This is a genomic window from Caulobacter sp. 1776 (assembly GCF_040545685.1).
Taxonomy (GTDB): domain Bacteria; phylum Pseudomonadota; class Alphaproteobacteria; order Caulobacterales; family Caulobacteraceae; genus Caulobacter.
Window position 1 is genome coordinate 313331 of sequence record NZ_JBEPMI010000006.1, and the last position, 15698, is coordinate 329028.

The 15698-nt window shown below is 68.8% G+C and carries 17 protein-coding genes and 1 pseudogene; 6 read left to right on the forward strand and 12 right to left on the reverse strand.

Annotated features, from left to right (window positions below):
* Window positions 1-3: 3 nt before the first annotated feature.
* From ABIC66_RS17650 to ABIC66_RS17675, 6 genes are all read right to left on the reverse strand, one after another.
* Window positions 4-1005 carry a tetratricopeptide repeat protein gene (locus ABIC66_RS17650; RefSeq protein ID WP_354071664.1) on the reverse strand — a complete coding sequence of 334 codons (1002 nt, stop codon included), beginning with the start codon at window positions 1003-1005 and terminating at the stop codon, window positions 4-6.
* A gap of 150 nt (window positions 1006-1155) precedes the next feature.
* Complete coding sequence (locus ABIC66_RS17655) at window positions 1156-1557, reverse strand: DUF4870 family protein (RefSeq protein WP_354071666.1); 402 nt, start codon at window positions 1555-1557, stop codon at window positions 1156-1158.
* A 2-nt stretch (window positions 1558-1559) separates the two neighbouring features.
* Window positions 1560-1931: a DUF4870 family protein gene (locus ABIC66_RS17660; RefSeq protein WP_354071667.1), complete on the reverse strand. Its 372-nt coding sequence runs from the start codon at window positions 1929-1931 to the stop codon at window positions 1560-1562.
* Window positions 1932-2016: 85 nt separating this feature from the next.
* Complete coding sequence (locus tag ABIC66_RS17665) at window positions 2017-2568, reverse strand: hypothetical protein (RefSeq protein WP_354071669.1); 552 nt, start codon at window positions 2566-2568, stop codon at window positions 2017-2019.
* Window positions 2569-2571: 3 nt separating this feature from the next.
* Window positions 2572-2991: a dihydroneopterin aldolase gene (gene folB, locus ABIC66_RS17670; protein WP_354071671.1), complete on the reverse strand. Its 420-nt coding sequence runs from the start codon at window positions 2989-2991 to the stop codon at window positions 2572-2574.
* Between the two features lie 10 nt (window positions 2992-3001).
* Window positions 3002-3757, reverse strand: a complete 756-nt coding sequence (locus ABIC66_RS17675; protein ID WP_354071673.1) for an SDR family oxidoreductase — start codon at window positions 3755-3757, stop codon at window positions 3002-3004.
* A 190-nt stretch (window positions 3758-3947) separates the two neighbouring features.
* On the opposite strand from ABIC66_RS17675, the gene ABIC66_RS17680 reads away from it, so the two are divergent.
* Entirely contained in the window at window positions 3948-4418 is a 471-nt protein-coding gene (locus ABIC66_RS17680) for an NUDIX domain-containing protein (protein WP_354071675.1), read from the forward strand.
* Window positions 4419-4726: 308 nt separating this feature from the next.
* The gene (locus tag ABIC66_RS17685) at window positions 4727-6166 is read left to right on the forward strand and encodes an aldehyde dehydrogenase family protein (protein ID WP_354071676.1); all 1440 of its coding nucleotides are present in this window, start codon (window positions 4727-4729) and stop codon (window positions 6164-6166) included.
* Between the two features lie 49 nt (window positions 6167-6215).
* Here ABIC66_RS17685 and ABIC66_RS17690 read toward each other — a convergent pair whose 3' ends face one another.
* From ABIC66_RS17690 to ABIC66_RS17710, 5 genes and pseudogenes are all read right to left on the reverse strand, one after another.
* Window positions 6216-6731, reverse strand: a complete 516-nt coding sequence (locus ABIC66_RS17690; RefSeq protein ID WP_354071678.1) for a hypothetical protein — start codon at window positions 6729-6731, stop codon at window positions 6216-6218.
* Window positions 6728-7216: a hypothetical protein gene (locus ABIC66_RS17695; RefSeq protein WP_354071679.1), complete on the reverse strand. Its 489-nt coding sequence runs from the start codon at window positions 7214-7216 to the stop codon at window positions 6728-6730. Before ABIC66_RS17695 ends, ABIC66_RS17690 begins: the two co-directional genes overlap by 4 nt.
* Window positions 7217-7515: 299 nt before the next feature.
* Window positions 7516-7581 (reverse strand): annotated as a pseudogene (locus ABIC66_RS17700) (hypothetical protein); the annotation flags it as partial.
* A 795-nt stretch (window positions 7582-8376) separates the two neighbouring features.
* Window positions 8377-9915 carry a cation:proton antiporter gene (locus ABIC66_RS17705; protein WP_354071681.1) on the reverse strand — a complete coding sequence of 513 codons (1539 nt, stop codon included), beginning with the start codon at window positions 9913-9915 and terminating at the stop codon, window positions 8377-8379.
* 66 nt (window positions 9916-9981) lie between these two features.
* The gene (locus tag ABIC66_RS17710) at window positions 9982-10221 is read right to left on the reverse strand and encodes a hypothetical protein (protein WP_354071683.1); all 240 of its coding nucleotides are present in this window, start codon (window positions 10219-10221) and stop codon (window positions 9982-9984) included.
* Window positions 10222-10404: 183 nt separating this feature from the next.
* Here ABIC66_RS17710 and ABIC66_RS17715 point away from each other — a divergent pair, with 183 nt between their 5' ends.
* The 4 genes from ABIC66_RS17715 (at window position 10405) to ABIC66_RS17730 (ending at window position 13234) form a co-directional block, all read left to right on the forward strand.
* Window positions 10405-10647: a hypothetical protein gene (locus ABIC66_RS17715; RefSeq protein ID WP_354071685.1), complete on the forward strand. Its 243-nt coding sequence runs from the start codon at window positions 10405-10407 to the stop codon at window positions 10645-10647.
* A gap of 139 nt (window positions 10648-10786) precedes the next feature.
* Complete coding sequence (locus ABIC66_RS17720) at window positions 10787-10996, forward strand: hypothetical protein (RefSeq protein ID WP_354071687.1); 210 nt, start codon at window positions 10787-10789, stop codon at window positions 10994-10996.
* On the forward strand, window positions 10993-11262 hold the full coding sequence (locus tag ABIC66_RS17725) for a hypothetical protein (protein ID WP_354071689.1): 270 nt from the start codon (window positions 10993-10995) through the stop codon (window positions 11260-11262). The genes ABIC66_RS17720 and ABIC66_RS17725 overlap by 4 nt, the downstream gene beginning before the upstream one ends.
* Before the next feature lie 97 nt (window positions 11263-11359).
* Window positions 11360-13234, forward strand: coding sequence for an AMP-binding protein (locus ABIC66_RS17730; RefSeq protein WP_354071691.1), 1875 nt, complete (start codon window positions 11360-11362; stop codon window positions 13232-13234).
* Between the two features lie 4 nt (window positions 13235-13238).
* Here ABIC66_RS17730 and ABIC66_RS17735 read toward each other — a convergent pair whose 3' ends face one another.
* Complete coding sequence (locus ABIC66_RS17735) at window positions 13239-15656, reverse strand: M28 family metallopeptidase (protein WP_354071693.1); 2418 nt, start codon at window positions 15654-15656, stop codon at window positions 13239-13241.
* Window positions 15657-15698: the final 42 nt, after the last annotated feature.

Sequence of the window (15698 nt, forward strand, 5' to 3'; positions counted from 1 at the left end):
CGGTCAGGTCGCGATCTTGGCTTCCAGCTCGTTCAGCCGGGCTCGCGTCGCCGCCAGGTCCGGCCCGAACCGCGCCGGGTCGGCGGCGGCCAGGCGACCGGCGATGTCGTAGCTCTCGCGATAGAGATCCAGAGCCCGCATCCGGTGGCCGCGGTCCTCGCGGAGATCGGCCAGGCGCTCCAGGTTCACCGACAGCGCCCGCTGGGCGCCGGTGTCGCCGGCTTCGCGGCCGCCGTGCGAGCGGCGCAGGGCCAGGGCTTCCTCGAAGGCGGACAGGGCCGCGTCCAGGCGGCCCTCGGCCTCGGCCGCGTCGCCGACCCCCGACAGCGAGCCGGCCAGCAGCTCGGCGCTCTCGTCGTTCTGGCGGACCTGGCGCACCTGGCGGGCATAATAGACCGAGGTCTCATAGGCCTCGGCGGCGTCCTCCATCTGGCCCTGGCCGCGCGCGAAGTCGCCCAGGTCGCGATAGACGATGGCCAGTTCCTCGTCGGTGTGGGCGGCGGTCTTCATGGCCGACAGGATGCGGGCGGCCTCGGCCCAGGACTCCTCGCGGCTGAGCGAGACCAGGCGCGCGCGCATGTCGGCGAAGGTTGGGGGCTTGGGCGGTGGCGGAGCCCGCGGCGCGGGCGCAGCGGCTACCTCCATCACCGGCGGCGCGATCGGTTCGGGCTTTGGCGCGGACTGGGCCGCCGGCGGGGCCACGACCGGTGTCGGGGCGGGCGCGGGTTCGACGGCCGCGGCCGGTTGGACCGGCGTCGGCTCCAGCGCCAGGCCGAAGGCCATCGGCGCGGGCTTGCGCCTGGGTTTGCGGCGGGGAAGCAGGGCGGCGACGATGAGCAAACCGCCCACGATCGCCGCCGCCGCGCCGGCGGTGGGCCGATGCGGCTCGAAAGGTCCGAGATCGAGAGACGTGGCCCAGTTCCCCAGCGAGCCCCAACCCGCCACCACGTATCCCGATGTCGCCAGGATCAGCCCCAAGATGATCCCAACCAGTCGCGCCAGCATCACGTCCCCCCAGACGTCCTGAAAAGGCGTCCCACCGCCAGGCCGCACAAGTCAGCTTACGGCTCAGCTTCCGTCGAGCCGTCTCAACCGGCAGGGGAAGCGGGCGCGGGCTGGAGACCTGTCAGCGGGCGCCAGGCGGAAAAGGCGCCTCTAAATCAACCACGTGCGCGGGCGCGGATACGCCTCGCCACGGGTTAGATAATAGATTCCCATCACGCAGCGCGCCACGAACCAGAGGCTGACGGCCCCCATAATGAGGCCGCCGATGACGAGCAACGGGATGCCGATCAGCACGACGCTGAGCGGCAGGCCGACCAGGAACACCGCGCCGCCGATCAGGAACCAGGCGATGGCCTGCCAGAAGCTGCGGATGGCGAAGGTGTAATGGCTTTCGTTGATCGGTCCGGCGCTGTCGCGATTCACATAGGCGACGATCAGGCCGACGATGAACGTCAGGCCGTTGGTGAAGCCGAGCAGATAGAGGCCATAGACGACGGCGGGCAGGACCTTGTCCTCTTCCGCGCGGGGCGTGACGGCGGTCGCGTCGGTCATGTTCAGAGCATCCAGTTCTTGGGGGTGGGGTAGGGCTGGCCCTTCAGCAGGGTCGACAGGCCCACGACGCTGCGCACCACCAGCCAGACGCCGACGGCGACCAGGACGACGATCCCGATCCCGACCACGGTCAGCACCGCGCCGATCAGGCTGAACAGCAGGGCCAGCCAGAAGGTGCGGATCTGGAACTCGTAGTGGCTGGCCAGCCACGCGGGCGCGTCCTTGCGGCTGATGTAGGCGATGATCACGCCGATCACGCTGGTCAGGCCGCCGGTCACCACGCTGGCGATGTGCAGGGCGTAGATGATGGTGGGCAGGGTCTTGTCGTCCTGCAGCGCGGGCGGCACGGCGGGGTCGGGGGCAGGATCGGTCAAGCGAGATGAGCCTTGGATAACGTCGTTGGCCCAATCGTCGCGCCGATCGCGGCGCGATGCAAATGAAGGTGCGGTAACGCGGGTCCTAGGGCAGCAGGTCGGCCGGCGGGTCCAGCGGATCGAACCGCGGCTCCTGGCCCAGCCAGGGCAGGGCCGCGAACATCAGGATCAGCACGAAGCTCATCCGCGCGGCCATGTCGATGCCGACCGAGGCCATGCCGGCCGTCAGCGAGAACACCAGGGTCGCCGAGGCGCCGAAGGCCAGCAGCCCCATCACCCAGGTGAAGGCCGCGCGGGCCTCCAGCCGGGCCACGCCGAAGCGGGCGCGGGGGGCGAGGTCGGCCCCGACGGCGGCGATGGCGCGGGCCAGGGTCGAGAAGGCGTGCAGCCGGTCCTCGAACCGGCCGGGCCCCAGATAGCTCTGGGAGACGATCGCCAGCCGGCGCCTGCCGAAGGTCAGCAGCAGGCTGCGGCGGCGGCCCCCTTTGGGATCGGCGCTCAGGCGATAGCGGGTCAGGCTGGCCAGCGGAAAGCGGCGCTCGACCTTGCCGCGCGTCTCCACCAGCGTCCCGGCCTCCAGGGTCCAGACCGTCTCGGGCTGGAACGGAGCGATCCGGGCGCGGTAGGAGACCTGCATGGCCTAGGATCGAACGGCGGTGATCTCGACGCCGGCCGCCGCGGCGTGGGGGGCCAGGGCCAGGGGCTTTTCCACCCGCACCCGGGCGCGGGTGACCCGGTGATCGACGAAACAGGCCTGGGCCAGGCGCTCGGCGAAGGTCTCGACCAGGTCGATATGGCCCTCGGCGACGATCGCGCGGGCGGCTTCGCCGACCATCTCGTAGTTCACCGTATCGCCCAGGCGTTCGCAGTGGCTGGCGGCCACGTCCAGCTCGACGTCGACGATCAGCGGCTGGACCCAGCCATGCTCGTGGTCATAGACGCCGATCCGCGCCTCGACCTTCAGGCCGCGCACGAAGACCTTGGTCACGATGATGCGCGCCAGGTCTTGCGGGGCGGGAGAGGCGGCGGGCGCGGTCTCTGCGAGCGGTGAAGCGGCCAAGCGTGGCCTCCTAGGGCGCGACGATATCGGGCGTCCGCCAGCCCAGATGCTGGCCGCCGTCCACGGCGATCATCTGGCCCGTGACCGACGTCGCGTCAATGAGGTAGCGCAGGGCGGCGGCGATGTCGTCCGGCGAGACGTGGCGCTGCAACAGCACTCCGGCCGCCTCGGCCTCGAACTCGCCGGGGGCCTGATGCGCCGACGGCAGGGTCGGGCCGGGGCCGATGGCGTTGACGCGGATACGCGGCGCCAGGGCCTGGGCCAGGGTCTGGGTCGCCCACCACAGGCCGGCCTTGGCGAGGCTGTAGCTGAAGAACTGGGGATTGGGGCGCAGCACCCGCTGGTCGACGATATTGACCACCAGGCCGGGCCGATCCTGGGGCAGGGCCGCGGCGAAGGTCTCGGCCAGCACGATCGGCGCGCGCAGATTGGTCTCGAGGTGCAGGTCCCAGCGCTCGCGCGACAGCCCGCCGACCCGGTCGTCCTCGAAGGCCGAGGCGCTGTTGACCAGCAGGGTGACGGGGCCGAGTTCACCGACCTGGCCGATCAGGCCGCGAACCTCGTCTTCGATCGAGAGGTCGCCGCGGACCAGCACCGCGCGGCGGCCCAGCGCCCGCACGGCCTGCGCCGTCTCCTCCGCCTCGGCGGCCGAGGCGCGATGGTGGACGGCGACGTCGTAGCCGGCGCGGGCGGCCTCCAGGGCCAGGACCCGGCCGATCCGACGCCCCGCGCCGGTGACCAGGGCCGCGCCGCGCGCCAGGGTCATGGTCTTAGTCGACGCGGCCGAACTCGAAATAGTTCAGGGCGAGAATGACGCCCAGGAAGATGGCGATGACACCGATCGCGAGCATGGCGCGGCTCCGGAATGAGACAACAAAGGTGAGCCGGCTTTAGCGGCCTCGCGAACCGACTGCAAGCCGCTGACCGCGAGCGCGCGGCGCGCTACAGCTGAGGCCATGCTCTGGCGACGTCGCATCGAACCGTTCACGAGGCCCCTGGTCTACGCCTTCTTCCGCCTGACGCGGGGCCTGACCCTGGGCGTGCGGGCGGTGGTCACCGACCCGGAGGGCAAGGTCCTGCTGATCCAGCACACCTATATCAAGGGCTGGTACCTGCCCGGCGGCGGGGTCGAGCGCGGCGAGACGGCCGAGACCGCCGTCGTCCGCGAACTGGCCGAGGAGGCCGGCGTCAAGGCGCTGTCGCGCCCGCGCCTGGTCTCGGCCCACAGCAACGAGGTCCTGCACCCCGGCGACCACGTGCTGGTCTACCGCGTCGACGCCTGGGAGCCCTGCGCCTCGGACGCCGAGGGCGAGATCCACGCGGTCGGCTGGTTCGCCCTGGACGACCTGCCCGAGGACACGACCAAGGCCACCCGGCGACGGATCGCCGAGGCGTTGGGCGGGGCGGAAGCGGATGTGATGTGGTGAGCTCGAAAAATCCCTCTCTCTTAGAGAGAGGGAGGGACCCACGCGCAGCGTGGGAGGGTGAGAGGTTACATCCCTTCCAATCAAGGCTCGGGCGAAGGGCTCAACAAAATCGCTCGGGGTTTTCCGGCTGGCGCTGAAACCTCTCACCCTCCCACCGCCTGCGGCGGCGGGCCCCTCCCTCTCTCTATGAGAGAGGGATTTATCCCTTCCCACCTGATCGCCGATCACATTAAATGCCTGTTTGAAACCGCCCGGCATATCGCCACCTAGAGCGGGCCATCCAGAACATCCAAGGGCAGGAGCACGGCATGCGCGACTACACCAAGTTCTATATCGACGGCGCCTGGGTCGACCCGGCCGCGAAGAAGACCCTGGACGTCATCAATCCGGCCACCGAGGAGGTCGCCGGCGTGATCTCGATGGGCTCGGAGATCGATGTCGACCGCGCGGTCCGCGCCGCCCGCAAGGCGTTCGAGACCTATTCCCAGACTACCCGCGAGGAGCGCATCGACCTGCTCGAGCGGATCATCGCCGAGTACCAGAAGCGCTACGAGGACATGGCGAAAGCCATCACCGAGGAGATGGGCGCTCCCGCCTGGCTGGCCCAGCGCGCCCAGGCGGCCATGGGCATCGGCCACGTCCAGACCGCCGCCGCCGTGTTGAAGGACTACAAGTTCGAGGAAGACCGGGGCACGACCCGGATCGTCAAGGAGCCGATCGGCGTCTGCGCGTTCATCACGCCGTGGAATTGGCCGGTCAACCAGATCGCCTGCAAGGTCGCGCCGGCCCTGGCCACCGGCTGCACCATGGTGCTGAAGCCCTCGGAAATCGCGCCGTTCAGCGCCCAGATCTGGACCGAGATCCTGCACGCCGCCGGCGTCCCGGCCGGGGTGTTCAACCTGGTCAATGGCGACGGCCCCACGGTCGGCGCGGCGCTCAGCCGCCATCCGGAAGTCGACATGGTCTCGTTCACCGGCTCGACCCGGGCCGGGATCGAGGTGGCCAAGAACGCGGCCCCGACCGTCAAGCGCGTCCACCAGGAGCTGGGCGGCAAGAGCCCCAACATCATCCTCGACGACGCCGACTTCGGGCGCGCCGTCGCCGGCGGCGTGGCCTCGGTGATGATGAACTCGGGCCAGTCGTGCAACGCCCCGACCCGGATGCTGGTGCCGGGCAAGCGCATGGACGAGGTGATCGCCATCGCCAAGGCCGCCGCCGAGGGCCACACGGTCGGCGACCCGAACGGCAACCACAAGATGGGCCCGGTGGTGTCCGAGACCCAGTGGAGCAAGATCCAGGGCCTGATCCAGAAGGGCATCGACGAGGGCGCCACCCTGGTCACCGGCGGCGTCGGCCGGCCGGAGGGCCTGGACAAGGGCTACTACGTCAAGCCGACCGTGTTCGCGAACGTGAAGAGCGACATGACCATCGCCAAGGAGGAGATCTTCGGCCCGGTGGTCTCGATCCTCGGCTACGACACGGTCGACGAGGCCGTCAGCGTCGGCAACGACACCGAGTACGGCCTGGCGGCCTACATCTCGGGCGGCGACCCGGAAGCGGTGCGCAAGGTGGCCTCGCGCCTGCGGGCCGGCCAGGTGAACCTCAACGGCGCCAGCCCCGACCTGATGGCCCCGTTCGGCGGCTACAAGATGAGCGGCAACGGCCGCGAATGGGGCGACCACGCGTTCGGGGAGTTCCTGGAGACGAAGGCGATCCTCGGGTACGCGGCGAAGGTGGCGGCGGAGTAGGGGTTACTGAGGTTGGGATTGTGAAGGGGCGGGGTCGTGAGGCTCCGCCTTATCCGAATAGCACGTCTTCGCCCCGATTTTTCATGAAGCTCGATGTGTTGTCGTTCAGCCAGAGTTGGCTAGCGGCGGTTTGGAAACGTGCAGCGAGCCGACTCCATGCTCTTGTTTCAAAAAGACTATTCGTGCCCGCTACGGGAATTTCCGGACAATTGCAGTTCTTCCCGAAAAGTAGGTCTAGATTGCGGTCGTGGAAGCCAAAGCCCAAGAAAATTAGACGATCTGCGCAGAGAATGGTGTTGCGGATGCGCTCTGCTGCACCGCTCTCGACTTCTTCCGTAAAGGTTTTGATCTGACTGGCTGCCCAGCTGACATGCATTGGGTCCGTTGTGCCGTAAGGGACTGACTTTGGATGGCGATCGGCGACAATTGGCCCCAACCAACCATACGCATGTTGTATTTCAATATTATCTAATGCTGTCAGGGCGGATTCTTGCGGCAAATTGCAGGTATGCATGAAGTTGGCTAGCAAGAATTGCTCTAGGCAACGATCATAATTGAAGGTCACAATGCTACGCTACTGAAAGCCTGGAAGGCCTGACGACGCTGCACTCCCTGTCCACCAACATTTCTAAAAAGCCAACTAGCCCAACTATCCCTCATTGGTCGGAAGGCGGAGGCCCAGCCGACTTCATCGGTAATTGCGCGGCACAACGAGCTATTCAGCTCTGCTGTAAGAAGAGCTGCGGCGATTGCATGCTTAGCAACGTTTGTGAATTCTGGGAAATCCGACCATTCGTCGATCAATTCATCAATCGAAGGCTTCGAATGTAAGCTCTTTCCAATTTGAATTGCAGCTGCGCGATGCTCTCTGTTGAGCCCCGTGTTTCGACGAAAAGCGTCTTTGACTAGACCGTCACTGCTCATCGAAGCGTCTGCAAACTCGCCGATTAACATTCGATCTATGATTGCGGCTAATTCCTCGCCGACTGGCATGGCGTTTCCAAAATCCTTGGACGCACCTGCGCCAAGAACAAATACGGTTTTACCCATGCGCTCCCTCCCGATCTAAAAGATCAATCTATTCCTTACATCTCTCGAAGGCTGCAGCGTGCCGGACTGTCCAGGTCAGTCAAGGACCGCCTCCGGCGGCCGCTCCGCGGCGACGCGGAGCGTCGTCCTTGAGTGACCTGGACAGTCCGGCGATCGTCTCGCCGTGAGATGTAAGGAGGGCTCCTTCCCGGGGTGGGAAGGCGGCGAGAGGGGCAGGCCGGCCAAGTCGGAGACGCCCGCTCCGGCCCTCCGGGCCACCTCCCCCGAAGGGGAGGATCGCGCACCAAAATCCCTCTCCTTCAGGGAGAGGGCGGGGCCCGCCGCGAAGCGGTGGGAGGGTGAGGGGGGACGCCATTGGCCGGGGAATCCCGATCGCCACCAAACACCGCTCTCCCCGGCGAAAGCCGGGGCCCAGATCGAGCCCATGGACGGTCGATAGGTTGACGGGCGTTTCTCGGATCATCCCAAACCGCTCAGGCTGAATCTGGGCCCCGGCTTTCGCCGGGGAGAGCGGGTGAAGGGGAGCTTCGTTCTGAGAGGGTGTAACCACTCACCCTCCCATGCTGCGCATGGGCCCCTCCCTCTCTCTCAGAGAGAGGGATTCACGGGGATTGAGCGGGCTCTATCCTCGGCGTTCGCGAGATCGAACCCCACGAAATCAACCACTTCTCACTTTTACGCGGCTCTGAATGATCCGCGTTCAAAACCCCTGCACAATCAATCCCGTCCCCGTCGCGAGGGGAGGGCGCTTGGATCCGGCCCAAAGCGGCGGCGGGGATAGGTTGAGCGGGGCCGCGTGGTCTCGAAGCGGTCCGGACCGGGGTCTGTTCGTTGGATAGATCCGGGACCCCGGGAAGGGCCGTGGAGAGGCGAGCGCGGAGCGACAGGGCGGTGATCGATCCAAAGCCGCCTATCGTGGATCGCCGAGCTGGAGACGGAATAGCCGATCCAGTTGGTCCGCGCCCGTCCGGGGGCTAGTGGGGTCCCGAGCTGAAATACGCTCACGCCCCCCATCCTCACGGGCAAGAACAGCCTGGCGGAGCGGTCGTCCGAGCCGAAACGTAAAATCAAACTCACGGTCTCCGGGTTCGCCCGGCCGCTCCGTCGCCTCCCCACACACCTTCAGCGGTCAGGCCGCGTGAAGCGGAGACGTCGTGACCTCAGCTCTCCTCGATCTGCCGGTCGTCGGCCTTGCTGATCGACACCTCCTCGAAGTCCAGTTCCTCCTGCAGCAGCAGGAAGGCGTCGGGGCCGACGGACTGGTTGTTCTTCAGCTCCTCCAGCCGCTCGCGCTGGCGGCGCAGGGCCTTCAAGCCCACGGCGCGGCGGGCGTCCAGCACGCTGCAGTCGCCCTCGTCCTCGGCCGGACCGACGGCGGCGAAGCGATAGCGCCAGTGGTCGGCGGCTGGGCCGGTCTTGTGCTCCAGCGCCGCCAGGGCGGCGGCGGCGAGGTCGGCGCGGGCGCGGGCCAGTTCGGCCTCCAGCCCGGTCTCGCCGTCCAGCTTCAGCAGGCGGACCAGCGGCGACAGGGTCAGGCCCTGGACCACCAGGGTGGCCAGCACCACGGCGAAGGCGGTCAGCACGATCAGGTCGCGCTGCGGGAAGGTGGCGGGCAGGGCGAAGGCGGTCGCCAGGGTGACCAGGCCCCGCATGCCGCACCAGCCGACCAGGATCCCGTGGCGCAGCGACACCGGCTTGGCGTCGCCCCGGAACCACTGAAACCGCCAGGCCAGGCGGTTGTAGATCAGCACCCAGGCCAGGCGGACGACGATCAGGCACAGGATCACGGCCCCGGCGAAGGTCGCGGCCGCCCTCAGCCGCTCGCTGTCCATGCCGGCGACGATGATCCGCGCCTGCAGGCCCATCAGCAGGAAGGCCAGCACGTTCAGCAGGAACACCGCCGAGGTCCAGACGGCGAAGGTGTGGATCCGGGTCCGGGGCGGGGTGCGCAGGCCGGCGGTGCGGGCGATGGTCATGGCGAAGGCGACCAGGCACAGCACCGGCGACAGGCCGATCCGCTCGGCGATGATCCACACCCCGAAGGTGGTGACGAACTCGATGACATTGCCGCCCAGGGTGCCGGCGACGAACGGCGAGATGACGCGCAGCAGCCGGGCCAGCAGGATGCCCAGCACGATGCCGCCCGGCGCGGCCAGGGTCAGGCGGAGGGCCAGGGCGTTGTCGATATGGCCCTGGCTCTGCAGGGCGGTGGCGGCCGAGAACAGCAGCAGGGCGGTGGCGTCGTTCAGCAGGCTTTCGCCCTTCAACACGGTGACCGAGCCACGCGGCATGCGCACGCTGTTCAGGATGGCGGTGGCGGCGGCCGCGTCGGGCGGGGCGACGATCGCGCCCAGGGCCAGGGCGGCGGCCAGCGGCAGGCCGGCCAGGGTCACGCCCAGCCAGGCCACCGCGGCGGCGCTCAAGGCCACGGCGACCACGGCCAGGGCGAACAGCGGCCGCCACAGCCGCCGCACCGCGCCGATCGGGAAGTCGAAGGCCGCGTCGACCAGGGCCGGGGCGATGAACAGGGCCAGGGCCGTGTGCGGCTCGATCGTGATCTTCGGCGCGCCGGGGATCAGGGCCAGGCCCACGCCGGCCGCGGCCAGCATGGTCGGATAGGGAATGGTCAGCCGCCGCGAGGCCTGCAGCAGCAACACCGCCGCCAGCAACAGCAGCAGCAGGCTCTCGAAGAAGCTCACGAGATCGTCCCTCCGTGGCGAGCGGCGGCCCAGCCTAGAGCCGTCGCGCGGGAAGGAAAACGCCCCTTAGCGCAGGTTGGCCACGCCTTCGACGTCGCCGCTCGATACGAGGCGCAGCAGGTGGTTGCGGCCCAGGGGGGTGATCTCCCAGCCGCCGCCGCCGTGGCGCGCCAGGCCCAGCGAGGTCAGGGCCTGGGCGGCGGCGATATTGATGAAGTTGGAGTCCTGGCCCGGCTGGCGCTCGGCCAGGCTTTGCAGGGCGCGCAGGTGGCCGTCGGGCAGCGCATCGGTATGGGTCTGGGTCATGTCGCTCCGGAAGGTTGCGATCGAAGCCGCCGATCGGCGAGGGGACGAGCCCTCGGTGAGGCGCCTGGAGGATGCCGCCAGGTCGACATGAGCGCCCGCAGGGTAACACGCCGGGCGGGGCTTGGCGCGCGTTGGATGAACGTTGCTCGCTTTGTCGAGGCGGAAGGCGCATGGTCCGGACCGATGGCCACCTCGCAAGACAGTCTGTTCGGGCCACACGACTACGAGATCGTCTACGGCTGGTCGACGCGGTCGCTGGAGGTGACGATCTCGGCGCGATCGGCGCATCCGTTGATCCGCGGCGACGTCTGCACGATCGGCGGCGAGACCGGCGATCACTGCAAGGACTTCGTCGTCATCGAGGTGAAATGGCGCGGCGACCTGTGGTCCGCGCGCTGTGTCGCGGCCGGCGAAGAGTTGTTTTGAGCGGATACTCGAAGTTTTTCACACGTCGTCGGTGTGAATTCGATGGCCGAAATATCTCAGCGATCGAAGAAAAGCCGGCCTGTCTCTCCGTGCGCGCTTTAATCAAGCGGCGTTTTTAATTTCGTGTTAATTGTGCGAAATGCGTGAAATTACCAATCGGACCGTCCTCACCGTCCTGCGACATGATGGTGGGTGGAGCGTCGAGCAGGACGGCGATTATTTCGGCCAGTCCGCCGACAAGGAGGTGGCCAAGGCCGCCGCCCACCGTCGGGCCTTGAGCCTGCACGAGTCCGGCCGGGCCTGTCAGGTCCGTATCTCGGGCGAACATGGTTTCTGGGGGCGCACATGATCAAGACCAGCGCCAAGCCGCTGAAGCCGCCGGTGTCCCCGGCCGTGCTGTTCCGGGGCGAGATCGAGGCGGCGATCGCCGGGGGCGTGCCGGCCAAGAAGATGACCCTGCGCCTGACCCTCAACGACGGCCGCCGACTGCGCCGCGACCAGGCCGTGCCGCTGGAGCAGATCAGCTATCTGGGCGGCGAGATGCACTTCCTGGGCGTCCTGGTGGTCGAGGGCGGCATCGAAGCCAGCGTGCTGGAACGGGCCGCCGAGGGCTGAGCTTTCGGGCCACTCCCCGAACGTCAACCTTGCCGCGCGCCGGCTTTGCGCTACCGTCACTCCCAACAGAACAGTGATAATCTGAGGGAGTGAGACCATGACGCCGCCCGACGGCGCGTCGCCCTCGCGCGACGTCGAAGACAAGGCCCCCGGCGTTCCGTTCAAGCCGTTGGCCATGAGGGGCCCCGACGTCACGGTCGAGCGGCGGCCGGATGGGTCGATCGTCATCACCTCCAACCATCCGCCCGGCGAGGGTCCGCGCTCGATCGCCCACCTGCTCGCCCGCAAGGCCGCCGAGCATCCCGACCGGCCCTATCTGAAACAGCGCGAGCCCGGCCACGGCCCCTGGCGCGGCGTCACCTATGGCGAGGCGCTGCGGGCGGTCGAGGGCGTCGCGCAATGGCTTCTGGATCAAGGGCTCTCGGCGGACGACAGCGTCATGATCCTGTCGGGCAACTCGATCGAGCACGCCTTGATGACCCTGGGCGCCTATGCCGCCGGCGTCCCGGTCGCGCCGATCAGTCCGGCCTACAGCCTGATCTCGACCGACCACGCCAAGCTGAAGCACTGCTTCGACAAGGTCGCCCCGCGCGTCGTCTTCGCCCAGAGCGGCGCCCTGTTCGGCAAGGCGCTGGAGACCCTGAAAGCCGTGGACCCGACGATCGCGGTGATCACGGTCGACGGGGCCGACGGCGCGATCGGCTTCGCGGACGTGGCCGCGACGACGCCGACGGCGGCCGTCGAGGCGATGCGCGAGACCCTCGGCCCGGCGACGGTGGCCAAGTACCTGTTCACCTCGGGCTCGACCGGTTTGCCCAAGGCCGTGCCCCAGACCCACGGCATGATGGCGGGCGTGATCGCCGGCCAGGAGGGCCTGCGGCTGGACCAGCCCGACGACGACGTCCCCCAGAGCCTGGAATGGATGCCCTGGAGCCACATCTCGGCCGGCAATATCGGCTTCAACGGCGTGCTGTGGGCCGGCGGCACGCTGCACATCGACGAGGGCAAGCCGCTGCCGGGCATGTTCGAGACGACGATCAAGAACCTCTACGAGGTCTCGCCGATCGTGTTCGGGTCGGCCCCGATCGCTTTCTCGATGCTGGCCGAGGCGATGGAGAACGATCCGGTGCTGCGGTCATCGTTCTTCAGGAACCTGCGCTACATGGGCTACGGCGGCGCGACGCTGTCCAACGACGTCTACGATCGCATCCAGGCCTTGGCGGTGGCCGAGACGGGCCAGCGCATCCCGCTGACCACGATGTACGGCGCGACCGAGACCCAAGGCGTCACCGTCACCCATTGGATCACCGAGCGGGTCGGGCTGGTCGGCCTGCCGCTGCCGGGCATCGCCCTGAAGCTGGCGCCCAGCGGGTCGAAGTACGAGGTCCGGGTGAAGGGGCCGACCGTGGCCGCCGGCTATCACAAGGATCCCGAACGCACGGCGGCGGCCTTCGACGAGGAGGGCTTCTACAAGCTGGGCGACGCGGCGCGGTTCGTCGATCCGGAGGATCCGACCAAGGGCCTGGTGTTCGACGGCCGGGTGACCGAGGACTTCAAGCTGGACAGCGGCACCTGGGTGAGCGTCGGCGTGCTGCGTCCCGACCTGGTGGCCGCCTGCAGCCCCTATATCCACGACGCGGTGATCACCGGCCAGGACCAGCCGTTCATCGGCGCGATGCTGTGGCCTTCGCCGGCCGGTCTGGCGGCCCTGGCGGCCGACACCGGGCCGGGGACGCCGCTGGAGAAGCTGGTGGCGATCCTGCGCGAGCGCCTGGGCGCCTTCAACGCCAGGGCCGGTGGTTCGTCGCGGCGGATCGGCCGTTTCACCATCCTGACCGAACCGCCCTCGATCGACGCGGGCGAGATCACCGACAAGGGCTATGTGAACCAGCGCGCGACGTTGGAGCGGCGGGCCGATCGCGTGGCGGGGCTGTACGCGAAAGCGCCGGGGGACGGGGTGTTCGCGGTTTGACGGATCACCACCCCAGCCCGCCGCGCACCAACACCGCCGTCTTGTCCGACATGCCGTAGGCCATCAGCCCGGCCGGCTTGGCGGGCGGGGCCTTGGCCAGGGCGGGCCAGCCATCGTGATATTCCAGCGCCGCGACCTCGACCTTGCCGGCCGGCGGGATCGTGAAACTGAGCGTCACGCCGTTCGGATCGGGAGCGTGATAGGTCAGGTTGGACCACTGGCCGGCCTCGGTCTTCAGGGTGATCGGCCGGCCGTTCAGGCGCGGCTGGCTGAGCGGAGCGCTGGGCCGAAGGCGGATCGTCACCATCTCGGCGCCTGGCGCGGGGATCAGCCGGACCAGCAGGCGGTCGTCGGCGCGGTCGACGGTCAGCTGCGGGGGCTGGACTGGCGCGGCGCGGGTCTCGGACATCCAGACCGGCTGGCGCCAGAACGGAGCCAGGGCCTGCTTTTTCGGTTCGGAGCCGCCGTCGTCGGGCAGCACGGCCTTGGTCCAGGCGTCCAGCCGGGCCTGGTCGGCGACGCGCCAGGCCTTGCCGGTCGACAGGTCGGCCACCTGCAGCGCCTGGGTGATGGCCGGTCGGCCGGGCTCGCCACCCAGACGGGCGGCGTTGGCGATCAGGGCGATCCCCGCCACGGCCAGGAGGCCGGCGGCGCGCCAGGCCCAGCGGGTGGCGGCGAAGTCGTGGGCCAGAGGCGACAGGGCCGGGGCGGCCAGCATGGCGAACAGGGCCAGGATCGCCGGCTCCATCATGCCGACCCCGGCGAAGGTCCAGGATCCCCAGGCGGTCAGCTGGGCGGTCGACAGCACGGCCAGCAGGCCGACAGCGAAGGTCAGAGCCAGCGCCACGCGCTTGTCCCGCGTCCCGCCGACCCCGATCACCAGGGCCGCGCCGACGGCGGCGACCAGCAGCGGCCAGGTCAGCATCACGGTCGCGCCCGGCGCCAGGACCTGGGCGGCGGTCGCCAGGATCAGCACCACGATCATGCCGCCGATCCAGGCGCCCAGGACCCCGGTCCGGAAGCCCAGGGCGGCGGCGGCGAAGACGCAGGCGGCGACGCCGAGGCCCAGGCCCACGGGATCGAAGCCGCCGGCCAGGCTGCACGCCCCACCCAGGGCCAGGGCCACGACGCAGGGGATGATCCGGCTGGCGCCGCGGGCCTGGGCCGTGGCGACGCCCAGGCCCGCGGCGACCGCGATCGCGCCGGCCCCCCACAGCAGATAGTCGAAGCGGGTCAGCAGGCCGTAATAGCGCTGGGCGTCCTCGATCATCAACGCTCGGCCGGCCAAGTGCAGGACGAGGCCGGCGCTGGAGGCGATCAGTAGTAGGCCCGCCGCGCCGCGGGCGATCTCCCAGCAGCTGGCGCCCTGGCCAGCCAGGGTGCGCCAGGCGGTGAAGCCGATCAGGACGGCGGCGAGCCCCAGCAGGATCCAGCCGACCACCGGCGGATAGGTGATCAGGAACAGGCCCAGCAGGTCGGAATAGATGGCGTTCTCGGCGCGGGTCGGCAGCGTCGGAGCGTCGGCCAGGGCGCGGATCGTCGGCAGGGCCTGGTCGCCGATATGCTGCAGACTGCCGCGCTCCAGGTGATCGGGCCGGGCCAGCGGCGTGTGATAAGCTAGCTGGTCGTCGATGAAGGCCAGGTTCAGGCCGGGCAGGCCGCGCTTCACCGCGTGGGTGAAGTCGGTATCGTTCGGCATCTTCTCATAGACGGTCGAGGCCATGGAATTGGCCGACGGACCCTTGGCCGCGCGGGCGAAGACGCTCATCAGCGCGCCGTTGCCGGGCCCGGTCTGGAACATCGCCGCCCGGCCGGCGTCGCCGCGCGCCTCCAAGTTCACGACCAGGCCGACGTGTTTCAGCATCGGGTCGCGGGCGAAGAAGGCGTCGGCGCCCAGCAGGCCCGGCTCCTCGGCGTCGGTGAACAGGAAGATCACGTCGCGGGCATGAGAACCGTCAGCCTTCAGAGCGCGGGCGATCTCCAGGGCGGCGGCCACGCCGGTGGCGTCGTCGGCCGCGCCGGGCGAGTTGGGAACCGAGTCGTAGTGGCTCATCACCAGGATGGCTGGCAGGTCGCGATCCTTGCCGGGCAGCACGCCGGTCAGGTTCTGCACCGCCGCCACGCCCAGGGCGCGACCGTCCTGGGAATAGGGGCGGAAGCCCTCGTCCGGCCGCACCGAGACCTCGAGACCCAGCTCATTGATCCGCGCCAGCAGGTGATCGCGAACCTTGGCGATCTCGGCCGAGCCCGTTGGATGGGGTTTGCGAGCGATGGCGGCGACGTCGGCCATGGCGCGATCGGCCGAGAAGGCGCTGGCCGGCGCGCTGACCGGAACGGCGGCGGGCGGCCGCTGGCTCCAGACGCCCAAAGCCAGGCCGATGACCAGGCAGATCCAGAACCCTAGGAAGCGGATCGTCTTCATCGGCGTGCCTCCGGCGTCACAACGAATCCCCCGGGACATGCT

Coding starts and splice junctions, on each gene's coding strand:
- ABIC66_RS17675 (WP_354071673.1), bottom strand. CDS start 3,757: ATGACCCTGGCGCGCGGCGCGGCCCTGGTCACCGGCGCGGGGCGTCGG.
- ABIC66_RS17735 (WP_354071693.1), bottom strand. CDS start 15,656: ATGAAGACGATCCGCTTCCTAGGGTTCTGGATCTGCCTGGTCATCGGC.
- ABIC66_RS17680 (WP_354071675.1), top strand. CDS start 3,948: ATGCTCTGGCGACGTCGCATCGAACCGTTCACGAGGCCCCTGGTCTAC.
- ABIC66_RS17720 (WP_354071687.1), top strand. CDS start 10,787: ATGCGTGAAATTACCAATCGGACCGTCCTCACCGTCCTGCGACATGAT.
- ABIC66_RS17710 (WP_354071683.1), bottom strand. CDS start 10,221: ATGACCCAGACCCATACCGATGCGCTGCCCGACGGCCACCTGCGCGCC.
- ABIC66_RS17650 (WP_354071664.1), bottom strand. CDS start 1,005: ATGCTGGCGCGACTGGTTGGGATCATCTTGGGGCTGATCCTGGCGACA.
- ABIC66_RS17665 (WP_354071669.1), bottom strand. CDS start 2,568: ATGCAGGTCTCCTACCGCGCCCGGATCGCTCCGTTCCAGCCCGAGACG.
- ABIC66_RS17715 (WP_354071685.1), top strand. CDS start 10,405: ATGGCCACCTCGCAAGACAGTCTGTTCGGGCCACACGACTACGAGATC.
- ABIC66_RS17655 (WP_354071666.1), bottom strand. CDS start 1,557: ATGACCGACGCGACCGCCGTCACGCCCCGCGCGGAAGAGGACAAGGTC.
- ABIC66_RS17725 (WP_354071689.1), top strand. CDS start 10,993: ATGATCAAGACCAGCGCCAAGCCGCTGAAGCCGCCGGTGTCCCCGGCC.
- ABIC66_RS17695 (WP_354071679.1), bottom strand. CDS start 7,216: ATGGGTAAAACCGTATTTGTTCTTGGCGCAGGTGCGTCCAAGGATTTT.
- ABIC66_RS17685 (WP_354071676.1), top strand. CDS start 4,727: ATGCGCGACTACACCAAGTTCTATATCGACGGCGCCTGGGTCGACCCG.
- ABIC66_RS17730 (WP_354071691.1), top strand. CDS start 11,360: ATGACGCCGCCCGACGGCGCGTCGCCCTCGCGCGACGTCGAAGACAAG.